Genomic DNA, 13,549 nt, shown 5'->3' with positions numbered 1-13,549 from the left:
AGGTACGACAAGTTGGCGGTCCGCTACGAGGCGACCGTGCTGGTCGCAGCCATCAACGAATGGCTATGACCAGCACATTTGAAACGCACCCTAGGTCGAATCGCCGTGGTGATGTTGTGGCTGGAGGCGGTGATGTTCCCGTTGTACGCACTGGCTCCCGACCCACTGCTGCTGGCCGTGGTCGCGGCCGGCGAGTCTCTGGTGGCTCCTGTGTACGCGGTGGCGATGACGACCCATCAGCTGAGTCTCACCCCCGATGGGTTGCGAGGCCGCGTGACAAGCGCCAACTCGACGCTCACCACGGGAGCTCTGTCGATCGGCGCGCTGGCAGGCGGTGCGCTGATCGGTGCGCTGGGCGCAAAGCCGCTGGTCTGGCTCTGCACAGCGTGGCTGCTCGCCCTCGCTTTGCTGACCACGGCGAACCAGGCCGTCCGGCAGGCGCCGAGGGCGGGCACCAAATCGCCACCGGATGGCCCCAGCGCGGTCCAGAAGGCGCCGCGGGGGGCCTACGTGCTCGGTGGTGTCGTGCGCATGCCTTCGAGGAGGGCGGCGAGGTAGCGGCGTGCGGTGTCGATTCGGTCGGCGGGGGTGCCCCCGTGGACGCTCACGGCGTGGGCGATGCCGCACATGAGTGGGACGAGGTCGGCGGCGGCGAGGTCGGGGCGGACCACTCCGGCATCGCGGGCCCGGGCGAGGAGGGTTGCGCCCGTCGACGCGAGTGACTTCTTGAGTTCCGTGGTGCGCGGCACCGCGTTCGTGGCGGCGGCGGCGACGGGGGGCAGGGCGGCGTCGGTGACCTGCGCCTCGACGGTGTGGAAGAGGAAGCCCGTCAGGCTGCGCCAGGGGTCGCCATCGGTCAGCGCCTGCTGGCCGTGGGCGGCCAGGGCCTCCAGGCACGGGGCGGCGACGGTCTCCAGCAGCGCCTCAGGCGTGGCGAAGTGCCGGTAGACGGTGCCGACCCCGAGTCCTGCCCGGCGTGCGACGTCGTTGAGCTGCAGTGGTGTGCCCTCATCGACCAGGTCGCGGGCGACGGAGACGATCCGCTGCCAGTTGCGGGCCGCGTCCTTGCGTAGAGGCGTCGTCATGAGGCCATACTAATCGGATGATTCATCCGGATAGTTCCGTCGCCCGCCCGGTGGCGCCCCCGCCACGCGTATGACGCTCAGGTGAGGGCGAGCGGTGCGTGCCGTTCGCTGAGTCGGCGTACGGCTTCGGCGACGCGGGGGTCGGCCGCCGCGCGGTGCGGGGCGACCGGGTGTGCCTGGGCGCCGATGACGATGCCGGTTCGGCCGGTGAGCGTGTCGTCGGTGGCGGCCATGAGGGAGGGCCTGGCTGCCGCGGATGCCGGACCCGAGGTCGAGCGTTCGAATGTGCGGCGCACCAGGGGCCACAGCAGTCGCAGGGCGGGCGAGACGATCTTCGGGTCGGCCATGGTGCCGTTGGTCATGTCGGTCGCGGCCCCTCCGGGATCGGCGGCGAAGACCGAGACGCCCGTGCCGTCCAGCCGGGCTGCCAGGTCCAAGGTGTAGGCCAGGTTCGCGAGCTTGGCGCGACCGTACCAGTGGAAGCCGTAGTAGCCGCCCGGCGGCTCGACGGCGTCGAACACGCGCTTGGCCACGGCGACCGCGCCCGACGTCACGTTCACGATCCTGCTCGGCGCGCCGGCCGTCAGTGTGGGCAGCAGCAGTTCGGTCAGCAGGTAGGGCGAGAGGTGGTTGACGACGAACGACGCCTCGACGCCGTTCCGGGTCTGGCGCTCGGTGAACATCGCCCCGACGTTGTTGACCAGCACCGTCAGCGGTTCTCCTGAGGCGGCGTGGTCGGCCGCGATCCCAGAGGCGAGGGCACGCACCTGGTCGAGCGAGGCGAGGTCCGCGGACTGGAAGCGGGCCGGGTGCACCGGGCCCGTCGCGTTGATCCGCTCGACGGCCTTGGCTCCCCGTCCGGCGTCGCGCCCGATCACTGTGACCGCGAACCCGGCGACGGCCAGCCCCAGCGCCGTTTCCAGGCCGATGCCCCCTGTTCCGGCCGTGACCACTGCTGTCTTCTTCATGCGCTTCTCCACCCCGGGGCAGTCAATCGGATAGATCATCCACTTAGGGCCGGACGGTAGCACACATTCGGATGAACTATCCGGTTGAGACTTCGACGCAGCGGCGGTCCGCCCGCCGACGGGAGACAGGCGGACGCCTGGGAAATTGCGCGGCGTTTGCCCTGGGGAAGTGTGCGACCGTCGAGGCCGGCCCGGGTGCCGCGGAGATGAGGGGGCAAGCGAAGGCCCACTCGGATCTCCTGGCCGAGTCCGGGAGGGACGTGACACGCTTGGAGCCATCGCTGCTCACGGCAGAGACGGACGTGGTCAGGAGCAAGACCAGCTTACTGGCGGACGAGATCGAGTGTCCGGAATCAGGGACCTTGTGCCGTCGGCACTGGCGTGGAAGGGTTTCGCACAGGCATACACGAGGCTCCACGTGGCGTCCGGCATCACCTACACCGCCGCACTCGATGTCCGCAGGGCGACCGCCGAGCGCCTGGCGAACCTGCCGCGCGGACACCTCGCGTGGCCGCGGCCGGCCCCAACGGCGCAGACCTCTCTGGGTCTCTTCGTCCGCCCGGCCGCGAGCACGACACCACCTGCGCGCGGGGCCACGGTCTGGTCGACACCCTGAACCGGATCGCCGCCACCCTGGGCGTCCCCGCCCTCTCCGACCTTGGCCAGGGGAACATCGGGCCCGGCTTCCGCCACCCGATCAAGAAGTCAAGGGGCAGTGAACTCGACATGCCTGGGCAGGCGTTCAGCGCCGCGAACCGGCGCGCCCGGGCGGCCGCCGAACGTACCGATGCCCTGATGAAGGTGACTTTCAAGGCCCTGCGCAGGGTCAGCCTCGACCCCGCAGCCATCAACCGTATCGTCGGAGCCGCCCTCGTCCTTCTTCTGCTTGAGCACGGCCGCACAGCTTGAACGAAGATCATGAAAACGTCACGAGGCGTTATCCACGAAGTTCCAATCGCTGGGCGGCGAACAGTTCGAGGTGCCCGCAGTTCGGGCAGCGAAAGGCATCGATCTGCCATTGCGGCAAGCCCCGCGTCTTGGCTATGCCCAACATGCCCCGCTCAAGAAGGCTTCCGAACCATCGCGCGTACCCGCGGGCCCCTTTGCCAGTGTCACTGACAAAGCCCTGCTCAAGTCCGACCTGACCGCAGTGGGTACACCGCATGTTGTCCATCCGGCGAGTGCAGGCGGAGACGGGAGTTGATATCGGGCAACCGTGTGTTCGACTGTGGCGCCCCCTCCAAGTCGCAGCGTTCTGAGCTGCAGAGAGTGACGTTCGTTCTTGGTCGGCGGGGACATCGGCGACGGATGGGCAAGCGCGCCTCACTAGCCTCTGACGGCGCTCGTCGAACACGACCGCCCCTTGCTCCGGGGTGGCCCACCCGGTCCAGTAGCAGGACGCCGAATATGGCCCGGCACCTTGCGACGAGGTGCCGGGGCCGCCGTAGGTCCGTGTCAGACCACGTAGTCGAACCACTTGCACGTGGCGTCGTCGAGCGTGGTGACGGTGTAGACGGCGGTACCAGTGCCGGAGAAACTGAGGTACGAGTGGTTCTGGTTCTGCAGGTACTTGCCGTCGGCCGTCCAGAACTGTCCGCTGCGGCCGTTCCCGCACGGCGCCGCGTAGACGTCGTTCGACGCGGCTCCGGAGTCGGTCGTGAGGCAGCCACCGTTGGCGTTGCTCACCAGTCGTTTCATGGTGTGCCCGTCCCACTGGTTCGACTCCGTGCCCCAGTGCCAGAGGGGGCCGGCGCCAGAGCCGCAGTCGTCCACCCAGACCCTGTTGCTCGCGGTCGACCCGTGGAGACACTTCAGATTGTCGGCACCGCTGAAGAAGACCCAGTCGGCTCCCGCCGCGGATGCAGGGGTCAAAGCACCGGCGACGCTCAGCATGAAGGCGGCGATTCCCATGGGCAGAGCCAGCCTCTTCGAGGCTTTACGAGAAGTCATGATCGACAGAGTCGACGTGTCCCACGAACTACCTATGAACCAAGCGCGAATTGGGGACGTCAACGCATTCCGGAAGTCGCATCCGGCCTCCTTCCGGGACCGGCAGTGGCAGAGCAGCCAGCCGGGGCGAGGGCGGACCGTCCGGAGTTGGGCAGTCAGGCGCGGCTGGGGGGTGGCCCGTTGTGGTGGCGTCGACGGGGGCTGTTCGTGGGACTGCCTGTCGCGTGTGGTGCGGTACGTTCGGCGGGCAGTAGACGGCATTCATCCGGTGTACACGCCGTTTCAAGACCGCGGCGTCAGAGTGCGGCCCCGTGCCTACTTCACACTCGCGTTCCGGCGTCGCCTCCCTGTGCGCCGCGGCTTTGACGTTTTCGGGTCTGGTAGTCACCGGGCTGGTCGCCGCGCAGCCCGCGGCGGCGGCGGACCCGGCCGGCTACCAGAACGTTCGGATCAACGAGGTCACCTCGTCCAACAACGACACGGTGGAGCTGTACAACACCGGGTCGACGGCGGTGAGCATCAGCGGCTGGAAGATGTCCGACGACGGCTTCTCGCCGCAGTCGTTCAGCCCGTCGTCCACCACGATCGCCGCCGGCGGCTTCGTCACCTTCGACTCGCCCAAGGGGCTGGGCGACTCCGACAAGCTGGTGATCTACACGGCCGACGGCACGGTGGTCGACCGGGTCGAGTGGGCCACCAACGCGGCGAAGCCGGCGATGGCGCGTTGCGGCGGCGACGGCGTCGGGGCGTGGGTGAGCACGACCGGCGCCACCACGTTCGGCGCCGCCAACGCCCCGGGCTGCCCGGCATCGGTCCCGGCGGCGAGCCGGGTGCGGATCAACGAGGTCACCTCCAACGGCTCGGACACCGTGGAGTTGTACAACGGCGGAACGAGCGCGGTCAGCGTCGGGTCGTGGAAGTACGTCGACAACGACACCACCCACACTCCGGTCCCGATCTCGTCCTCCTCGCCGAGCGCGACCAGCATCCCCGCCGGCGGGTACGTCACCTTCAACTCCAGCCTCGGCCTGGGCGACAACGACTCGGTGTTCCTCCTCGACGCCGGCGGGAACACCGTCGACTCGGTGACCTGGGCGGCCGACGACGCCAAGCCGTCGGACGAGCGGTGCGCCAACGGCACCGGCTGGTTCCAGACCGCCACGAGCGCGACTCTCGGCGCAGCGAACTCTTGTTCCGGTACTGGTACTGGTACTGGCGGTGGTGGCACCGGCGGTGGTGGCCAGACCGGTCATCTGCTGGGCGGTGGTGGTGCGCTGACCAGTGGCTGCACGCCGGAGGCGCCCACTGGTACGGGTTCGACCCCGTCCGGCACCCTGGCCTGGCCGGGTGGGCTGGACGTGACGATCGCCGACAACGTCTGCGCGTTCACCACGTCGACCGGTCCGGAGGGCCGTGACGTGAGCGGTCTGGCGTTCGACCCGGCGAACCCGTCGGTGCTGTGGGCCGCGAAGAACAAGAACTGGCTGTACAAGCTGGTCAAGAGCAACGGGAAGTGGGTCCCGGACGCGACGTGGAGCGCGAGCGGCAAGCAGATCCGCTTCGCGGGCGGCTCCGGGCAACCGGACTCCGAGGGCGCGACAGTGGGCGGCGACGGCCACATCTACGTGACCTCCGAGCGGGACAACGCCAACAACACCGTTCCCAAGGACACGATCATGGAGTTCGATCCGGCCGCAACCGGCTCGACCCTCACGCCGGTCCACCAGTGGGACATGACCTCGCAGTTCCCGCAGCTCAACACCGGCAGCAAGGACGACGCGAACCTCGGCTTCGAGGGCGTCGGCTACGTCCCCGACAGCTGGCTGACCGCCAACGGCTGGGTCGACCCGCTGACCGGCGCTGCCTACAACCCGGCGAACTACCCCCTGCACGGCGCCGGTCTGTTCTTCGCCGGCCTGGAGTGGGACGGCACCCTGCACGTCTACGGCCTCAACTCCGACGGCACCTTCACCACGTTCGGCACCGTCTCCACCGGCAAGGTCGGCGTGATGGACGTGATGTACGACGCCGGAACCCAGCGGATCGTCGCCACCTGCGACAACACCTGCGGCGAGACGCACACCTTTCTGAAGGTCAACGCTTCGGGCGCGATCGTGCCGGACATGACCTACACGAATCCGGCCGCGATGCCGACCGACAACCTGGAGGGCTTCGCCATCGCCCCGACCTCCACCTGCGCGGGCGGCTTCCGCGAGGCCGTCTGGAGCGACGACGGCATCTACGGTTTCGGTTCGGGCACCTCCTCGTACGGCCACGCGCTGTACAGCGGCACCTTCCCCTGCTGATCCGAACCGAAGACGACGTGTGAACGGCCCGGTTCCGGCTGAGGGCCGATGAGACACAGCCCGTGCGCACTGACGGTTGAGGATGCGGGCCTCGCCTCGCGGACGCGGTTGCCGAGTGTCTGGACCATGTGGAGGGCGCGGGTGGCGTGGTGGCGGACCGGACGGTACTCGCCCTGCCGTGCCCGTCCCCGTGCCCAGGCCAGGGTGCGGTGGGTGCGGGCCTGTGCGGCGCTCTCGGTGTCGAACGTGAGGGGCTGGACGCCTGGTGGCGGAGGGGCGAGCCGCATCGGCTGGGTGTCGTGGTTGATCAGGTGCTCGGCCTGATGAGTGGTGTGCGGGTGGAAGTCGAGCAGCCGGTTCAGGGCCGCGTCGCGGAGGTGCGGGGAGAGGTCCTGGCGGCCCGCTCGCCGGCGTAGAGGTGGACGAGGTCGTGCATCCGCCAGCGACCGGAGTGCTCTGTGGTACCAGCGAAGCCCGCGGCCGGCACGTCAGTCACGACACCGGCCTCACCAAAGAGAGGAACACCTTCGAGCCCCTGATCAACGAGTTCAAGGCCTGGCGCTGGTGATCGGTACGGCAGGGGTCGCCAACGCGACGCTGTACCGCCAGTTCGCCAACAAGGACGAGTTGGTCACCGCCTACCTCGTCACGCGTAACGAGCACTGGTGGCAGTGCCTCCGCGAAGCGACGGCAGCGGCGCCCGGCCCCCGCGCCCGCATCGAAGCCCTGTTCGATCTCACCCGGCAGGACATGGCCACGCCCGGCTACCGCGGCTGCGCGACACTGAACGTCACCAGCGAGTTCCCAGACGAGGACCATCCCGCCCACGCCGCGGCCGTCGCCCACAAAACACAGGTGCAGACCGGGCTGAGTGAACAGCTCCGCGAAGCAGGCGACGCAGACCCCGACGACACCGCCGGCAAGCTCCTGGTGATCCTGGACGGGGCCCAGGTCCTCGCGGTCGCAACGGCGACCCAGACGCCGGGCGACCACATGATCCAGCTGGCGGAGCAACTCCTCGACGCGAGGCTGCCCGCACCCCTGTGACCGGGGGGGGAGCCGGCGCCGCTCGCCCTCAGGCACGGGGCGGGTGAGGCAACAGGTCAAAGAGGGCGCTCCCGCAGCACGGCGCCGGTACTCTCCCGGCACCGAGATGATCCGAACCGGGCAGTTGGAGCCACTGCCGAACACGAAGCGTGGGCGGCCACGCGCTCATGGCATGTTGACCTCCCGACTTCCTCCCGGGAGGCACGCGTGCCCCACTCTCCCACTCCGACGGACTCGACACCGGCCTACCCCAGATGGTCCGACCGCCTGATACGCCAGCTCGACACCTTCGCGGTGAGGAGGTCCGGGGCCGAGAGGGTGCCCGCCCTGGTGCTCAACAGGCAGGACGGCGGCGATCCCCGGTGGCCCGCCTACGTCATCCGGGAGTATGAGCACCGTCTCGCTCGAGGGCACGACAACGCGCACGGCCGGGTGCCGCACGCGGTCGTCGACGACGCGGAGCTGAGCGGCGGTTTCCTCCCGGCGATCGACCGAGTGGCGCTGAGGTTCCAGCTCACCATGCCGTCAGGACGCCTGCGGCTGCGGGCCTTCCACACCTGCCGGGCCGTACTGGAGTCGGAGCGCGGCACAGGAGACCTCCAGTCCCAGCAACAGCCGATCGTCGACACCCTGTACTCCGAACTCCTGAAGCGGCGACGGACCCTGCGCGCCGGCGCGCACGTGGCGGACTTCCTGGGGCAGCATCTTCTGACCGGCTGGCTGCAGGGCATCGTCGCCGCGGCAGCCGTCGGGGTTCCCAAGCTGATGTACCGCTGGTTCCTGCGGCACCGGGGCCTGAAGTGGGCGGCGGACGAATGCCGTACCGCCAACTTCCTGGACGCCGCCCTCTCCTTCTGCCAGGAGGGTGAACTGGACCGCGAGGACCCGCTCGTACGGCGGATCCTGCTGCGCGCGCTCCTCACCGACCTGCGCAAGGCCACCCGGCGCAGGTCACGGCTGAGCCACTTGTGGGCCCGGCGGCACTGGTCCTTCGTGGTCCTCGTCCCGCAGATCGACGCGGCGGACGGACCCGGCCGGACACTGCTCGGCACGTTCGCGGAACTGGCCGGCGACCATCCCTCCCGGCCGCTGCTCGTCCTGGCCGGCTGTGCGGGCCCGCCGCCGGACTACGCCGTCCCCCTCAGCGCCGACCTCGACAGGCCGAACGGCATCGCCGACAAAGTGTTCGCCGTCCTCAGCGAGGACGGCCCCGAACCCGTTCGCCTCGTCACCCTGCCCGCCGAGGACGACACGGAGGGCACGGCGAGAAACAAGGTCGAGAAGGGCGGCGGGATCACGGTCCGCAAGGACCACCCCCTCGACTGGGCGCGCCCCTCGGTACTTCCGGCCCTGGCCCTGGCAGCCGCCGCTTTCTACCTGCTTCCCGTCTCCCTCTGGCCAGGCGCCGAGCGCCCCGAACCGCCCTCGTGCGTCACCGTGCCCACGGGAGAACGCGTGGGTATCACCGACGGCGAGCAGTGCGATCTCGCCGTGCCCGGGGATCCCGGGAAAGAACTGCGGGATCTGGAGCACCAGGTCGCCGAGGAGAACGCCCGGATCCCCGACGGGCGCTACCGCACCCTGGTCTTCCTCGCGCCCCTGAGCCTGCAGAGGGGTGTCTACGACGACCCGCCGCTCGGCCTGCAGATCCTGCGCGGCGCGATCGCCCAGCAGCACCGGCTGAACGCCGGCGTCCGCCAGAACAAGATGCCCGTCCGCCTGCTCATCGCCAACACCGGCCAGTACTTCCAGTACGGCGCGCACGACGACGCGACGCCGAAGGGCCCGGACGTCGCCCAGATGATCATCGACCGGCAGCGCGAGGACCACATCGCCGCGGTCATCGGCATCACACAGAGCCGTCGCGAATCGCTCAGGGCGGTCCAGGAACTCGACCGGGCCGGCATCCCGGTCCTCGCCAACGGCGTGTCCGGCAGCACCATGGTCGGACCCGACTCGCCACAGCGCTACTTCCAGATCTCGGCCCCCGACACCCGCCTGGGCCCCGTCTTCGCCGACTTCATCCACCACTCCCCCGAGATCCGCCACCTCACCAGCAGCCGCCCCCACGCCGTCGTCGTCTACGACCCCACCGACGCCTCCTTCAGCACCGACCTCAGAAACGTCTTCCTCCACGCCTACCAGCCCTACGGCGGCATCGACGAGGTCACCTACAGCGAGAAACCCGGAGCCACCACACCCGACAGCATCGCCACCGACGTGTGCAACAAGGTCTCCGCCACCCACGGCATCGTCGTGTACCTCGCACGATCGGGCGTGCTGCCCAGCCTCCTCAACGCCATGCAGAGCGCCGGCGGTCAGTGTCAGCCCGCCGAGGGTACGACCATCCCCCTGATCGCCGAGAGCGCCCCCATCGACTTCCAGCTCCGTCCCGCCCGAACGGCACGCGCCTACCCGTACATGACGCTGTTCTACGAGACGCCGAACGCCCCCACCTCCGACCCCCGGGACCCCTACGCCCAGTTCACCCAGGACTTCGCAGCCGTCTTCGGGCACCTGAGCGCCGACGCCGACGCGGCCGGCGGCTTCGACACCGTCGGCATCGTCTCCAAGGTCATCGAGAACCTGCTGCCGGCCACCCCGGACGTCCAGCCCAACGACATCTACCTGTGGCTCACCGCCCACGGCGTCTCCCAGTACCCCGGTGCCTCGGGCGTCCTGCGCCTGGACGCCAAGAACAAGTACCCGCCCGACAAAGCCGTCTACATCCGCGAGATCGCCCAGCCGAGCGGTGCCACGGCCACGCTGCTCAGCTGCGGCATCCTGCCCGACCGGCAGAACCGCGCGACCTGGGGCACGGCACCGGACACCTTCCCCTGTCCCCGCGAGGACTCGGGAGCACCGTCCGACTGACACCGCTCCGCCATGCCGGTGGGCGCACGCCTGCGCTCAGGCCGGGAGACCAGCCTGAAGACGCGCGCCCCGGGCAACCTCATCGGCCCCGCACGTGCCCGTCGCCGACCAGGACGGCCACCGCCGGTCGGGATCACACCTCGATGTGGGAGCCCATGATGACCGTGCGGTCACCGGGAAGGCCGAAGTACTCGGCCGCGTCGGCCGTGATGTAGGACGTGGCGATGAACAGACGCTTGCGCCACGGGGCCATCGTCCGGGCCTTGCCCCGGCGCAGCTCGATCTTCGACAGGAAGTAGGACGCCCGGTCGAGGTCCAACGGCCCCTCGGTGTCGGCCGGTTCGAGCATCGCCAGGGTCGCGGGTACGTCCGGCGTCTCCATGTAGCCGTACCGAGCGGTGACGTGCACGATCCCGTCGTCGGCGAAACCGAGGCTGTCGACGAGGAGACGCCGGTCGGCCGGGACCCGCGGCACCGGCTCGGTCTCGATGGAAAGGATCACGACCTGCTCGTGCCGTACGTGGTTGTGCTCGACGTTGGCCCGCAGGGCGAGCGGCGCGGTCTCCTTGCCCCGGTTGAGGAAGACGGCCGTGCCAGGAACCGTACGCGTCGGCTCCGCCCCGGACCGCAGGTCGTTGATGAAAGCGGGGAGCGGCCCCTCGTGCCGGGCGCGTTCCGCCGTGACGATGCTGCGGCCGCGCTGCCACGTCGTCATCACGGTGAACGCCGTCAGCCCGATCAGCAACGGCAGCCACGCACCGTGGACGAGCTTGGTCAGGTTGGCGGCCACGAACAGGAGGTCCACGAGGAGCAGCACGCCGGCGCCGATCCCGAGGAGCCACTTGGGCGTACCCCACTTCGCGCGCGCGACGTAGAAGAACAGCAGGGTGGTGATGGTGATGGTGCCGGTGACCGCCATGCCGAACGCGAAGGCCAGCGCCGCGGAGCTGCGGAAGGCGAAGACCAGGGTGAGGACCGAGACCATCAGCAGCCAGTTGATCCAGGGGACGTAGATCTGGCCGATGGTGGACTCGGAGGTGTGCGCGATCCGCAGCCTCGGGAGGTAGCCGAGCTGGGCGGCCTGGGAGGTCACCGAGTAGGCGCCGGTGATCACCGCCTGGGAGGCGATCACCGTGGCCGCCGTCGCGAGCAGGATCATCGGCCAGCGGCCCCAGTCCGGTACGAGCAGGAAGAAGGGGCTGCTGATGTTCTTCGGGTCGCCGAGGATGAGCGCGCCCTGGCCGAGGTAGCTCAGGACGCACGCCGGGAAGACGAGGAACAGCCAGCCGCGGGTGATCGCCCGGCGGCCGAAGTGCCCCATGTCGGCGTAGAGCGCCTCGGCGCCGGTGACCGCGAGCACGACCGCCGCCAGGGCGAAGAAGGCGGTACCGAAATGGCCGAAGAGAAAGCCCAGGGCGTACGTCGGTGACAGCGCCCTGAGGATGCCCGGGTGCTCGGCGATGCCCTTCACGCCGCACGCGCCGATCGCCGTGAACCAGGCGATCATGACCGGCCCGAACACCCGGCCCACCGCCGCGGTGCCCCGGCGCTGCACCAGGAACAGGATCACGATGATCACCGCGGTGACGGGCACGACCGCGCTGTCCAGGGACGGCTCGACGACCTTGAGTCCCTCGACCGCGGACAGGACCGAGATCGCCGGGGTGATCATGCTGTCGCCGAAGAACAGCGACGCGCCGAAGATGCCCAGCGCGGCCAGGATCGCGGCGGTCCGCCTGCCTCGCTGTGAGGACCAGCGGCGCAGCAGGGTGATCAGGGCCATGATGCCGCCCTCGCCGTCGTTGTCGGCGCGCATCGCCAGCAGCACGTAGGTGACCGTCACGATGATCATGACCGACCAGAACACCAGTGACACCACGCCGTACACGTTCTGCGTGGAGACCGGGACGGGGTGCGGGTCGCCGGGGTTGAACACGGTCCCCAGGGTGTAGATCGGACTGGTCCCGATGTCGCCGAAGACCACTCCGAGAGCGCCGATCACCACCGCGAGGCGCACTGAGTCGCGTGCCGGGTGGCCGTGGGCCTCCGCAGACCCGGCCGGCGCGGCCCCCTGCCGACTGTCGGCCATGGTGGTCCTCCTCCTCGCGGGCCGCCGTGCGCGGGCCCGTGCATCAGTGCGGACATTACCGATGCACCGGCCCGGTCGCCGGTGGAGGGTGCCCCGCGGAGGGGCAGCGCCGGTCGGTACCTCGTGCCGGCGACTCGGAAGACTCGAGCACCCGCATGGTCAGCTGCTGGAACAGCCCACCTTCGCGGCCCCCGGCTGGGTGATGGGCTCGCTCATCCAGGCGTCTCCTCGATCATCGGGTCCGCCGTCTCCTGGACACTCTCGTTTCTACGTGTCACTGCGAGCCTGTGGCCACCAGGGTCGCGGTGATGGGTTCGAGGGCGGTGACCAGCTCTTCGAGTTCGGCCGGGGAAAGGGCGTCGTAGGGCGGGGTGGCGAGTTCGTCGGTAAGGGTTTCGATGCGTTGTTTGGTCACGCGACCCGCGTCGGTGAAGCGGCCTTCGATGTCGATGAGTCCGCGCTCGCGCATGCCGTCCAGGACCGCGGCCAGGCGCTCCTTCGGCAGGTGATGGATGCGTCCGAACGACTCCGGGGGGTGGATGCCCTGTTCCAGAGCGGAGAGCACGTGGGCCTCCGTGCCGCCGATGCGGGCGCCGACGAGAGCGGCGATGTGCCCGTCGCCGCGGTGCTCGCGCAGCATGGTCGCGGAGTGCCACAGTCGGGCGACGGGGTCGGTGGGCACGTCAAGGGTGCGCATGCCGGCGTACATCACCCGGCCTTCGGTGGGGGCGCTCGTCGCGGCCTTGGTGGTCAGGTCCGCGGCGCGTACCAGGCCCGGGGACTCGGCCAGATCGTCGCCGAGGATACGCCGTAGGGAGGCCGCGCTCCCCCGCTCCCGCGCGGCGACGGAGGCCTCGGGCGGGATCGTCTCCCAGGCGCTGGGAATGTGCCGTGCGGCTTCCCCGTCGGCGAAGTTGTAGAAGGCCGCGTGCACGACGTGGGCCGGCACCCGTCCCAGTGGTGCGGCGCGACTGGCGAAGTAGCCGTCCCAGTAGGTGCGGTGGCCGAGTGCGGCCAGTTCCTCGTTGCACTCGTCGGCGAGGAACGTGACCAGGCAGATCGGCTCCAGGAGCTCGAACATGCGACGGGCGATATGGGTCATCGGATGCAGGCGCGTCTTGCCCATCGGGGTCTCCCTGTGCCTAGGGCCCTTCTGATGGATCTCCGTGGAAGAAGGAGCGGCGTTCGGTGCGTACGCTCGGCGTGCGGGGTGGCGGGTCATGTGGCGGA

General features: G+C 69.5%; 11 protein-coding genes and 1 pseudogene. 6 read left to right on the top strand and 6 right to left on the bottom strand.

Annotation, left to right across the window (positions count from 1 at the left end; genetic code table 11):
- Positions 1-108: 108 nt before the first annotated feature.
- Positions 109-558, top strand: a complete 450-nt coding sequence (locus AB0958_RS41800; RefSeq protein ID WP_366895727.1) for a hypothetical protein — start codon at positions 109-111, stop codon at positions 556-558.
- Here the strand turns inward: AB0958_RS41800 and AB0958_RS41795 are convergent.
- Complete coding sequence (locus tag AB0958_RS41795; RefSeq protein WP_366895726.1) at positions 507-1,085, bottom strand: TetR/AcrR family transcriptional regulator; 579 nt, start codon at positions 1,083-1,085, stop codon at positions 507-509. The two genes, AB0958_RS41800 and AB0958_RS41795, sit on opposite strands and share 52 nt — an antisense overlap.
- 77 nt (positions 1,086-1,162) lie before the next feature.
- Positions 1,163-2,053: an SDR family NAD(P)-dependent oxidoreductase gene (locus AB0958_RS41790; RefSeq protein WP_366895725.1), complete on the bottom strand. Its 891-nt coding sequence runs from the start codon at positions 2,051-2,053 to the stop codon at positions 1,163-1,165.
- Positions 2,054-2,548: 495 nt separating this feature from the next.
- Here AB0958_RS41790 and AB0958_RS41785 point away from each other — a divergent pair.
- Positions 2,549-2,962: pseudogene (locus AB0958_RS41785) on the top strand (transposase family protein); the annotation flags it as partial.
- A 28-nt stretch (positions 2,963-2,990) separates the two neighbouring features.
- On the opposite strand, the gene AB0958_RS41780 reads toward AB0958_RS41785, so the two are convergent.
- Positions 2,991-3,227: a hypothetical protein gene (locus AB0958_RS41780; RefSeq protein WP_366895724.1), complete on the bottom strand. Its 237-nt coding sequence runs from the start codon at positions 3,225-3,227 to the stop codon at positions 2,991-2,993.
- A gap of 281 nt (positions 3,228-3,508) precedes the next feature.
- Positions 3,509-4,003 carry a hypothetical protein gene (locus AB0958_RS41775; protein WP_366895723.1) on the bottom strand — a complete coding sequence of 165 codons (495 nt, stop codon included), beginning with the start codon at positions 4,001-4,003 and terminating at the stop codon, positions 3,509-3,511.
- A gap of 311 nt (positions 4,004-4,314) precedes the next feature.
- On the opposite strand from AB0958_RS41775, the gene AB0958_RS41770 reads away from it, so the two are divergent.
- The 4 genes from AB0958_RS41770 to AB0958_RS41755 all read left to right on the top strand — a co-directional run bounded on the left by AB0958_RS41770 (position 4,315) and on the right by AB0958_RS41755 (position 10,230).
- Positions 4,315-6,309 carry a lamin tail domain-containing protein gene (locus tag AB0958_RS41770; RefSeq protein WP_366895722.1) on the top strand — a complete coding sequence of 665 codons (1,995 nt, stop codon included), beginning with the start codon at positions 4,315-4,317 and terminating at the stop codon, positions 6,307-6,309.
- A gap of 430 nt (positions 6,310-6,739) precedes the next feature.
- Complete coding sequence (locus AB0958_RS41765) at positions 6,740-6,877, top strand: hypothetical protein (RefSeq protein ID WP_366895721.1); 138 nt, start codon at positions 6,740-6,742, stop codon at positions 6,875-6,877.
- Positions 6,874-7,356, top strand: a complete 483-nt coding sequence (locus AB0958_RS41760; protein ID WP_366895720.1) for a TetR/AcrR family transcriptional regulator — start codon at positions 6,874-6,876, stop codon at positions 7,354-7,356. The genes AB0958_RS41765 and AB0958_RS41760 overlap by 4 nt, the downstream gene beginning before the upstream one ends.
- Positions 7,357-7,563: 207 nt before the next feature.
- A complete protein-coding gene (locus AB0958_RS41755) occupies positions 7,564-10,230 on the top strand; it encodes a hypothetical protein (RefSeq protein WP_366895719.1) in 2,667 nt (888 codons plus the stop codon).
- Positions 10,231-10,363: 133 nt separating this feature from the next.
- Here AB0958_RS41755 and AB0958_RS41750 read toward each other — a convergent pair whose 3' ends face one another.
- Positions 10,364-12,319 (bottom strand): potassium transporter Kup, encoded by a 1,956-nt coding sequence (locus AB0958_RS41750; protein WP_366895718.1) that lies wholly within the window; start codon positions 12,317-12,319, stop codon positions 10,364-10,366.
- A 274-nt stretch (positions 12,320-12,593) separates the two neighbouring features.
- Positions 12,594-13,445: a MarR family transcriptional regulator gene (locus tag AB0958_RS41745; RefSeq protein ID WP_366895717.1), complete on the bottom strand. Its 852-nt coding sequence runs from the start codon at positions 13,443-13,445 to the stop codon at positions 12,594-12,596.
- Positions 13,446-13,549: the final 104 nt, after the last annotated feature.

This window comes from Streptomyces sp. NPDC006655, from assembly GCF_040703965.1.
In the GTDB taxonomy this organism is placed as follows: domain Bacteria; phylum Actinomycetota; class Actinomycetes; order Streptomycetales; family Streptomycetaceae; genus Streptomyces.
Note: the sequence above shows the minus strand (reverse complement) of the source record. Positions and strands in the feature narration are given on the sequence as shown.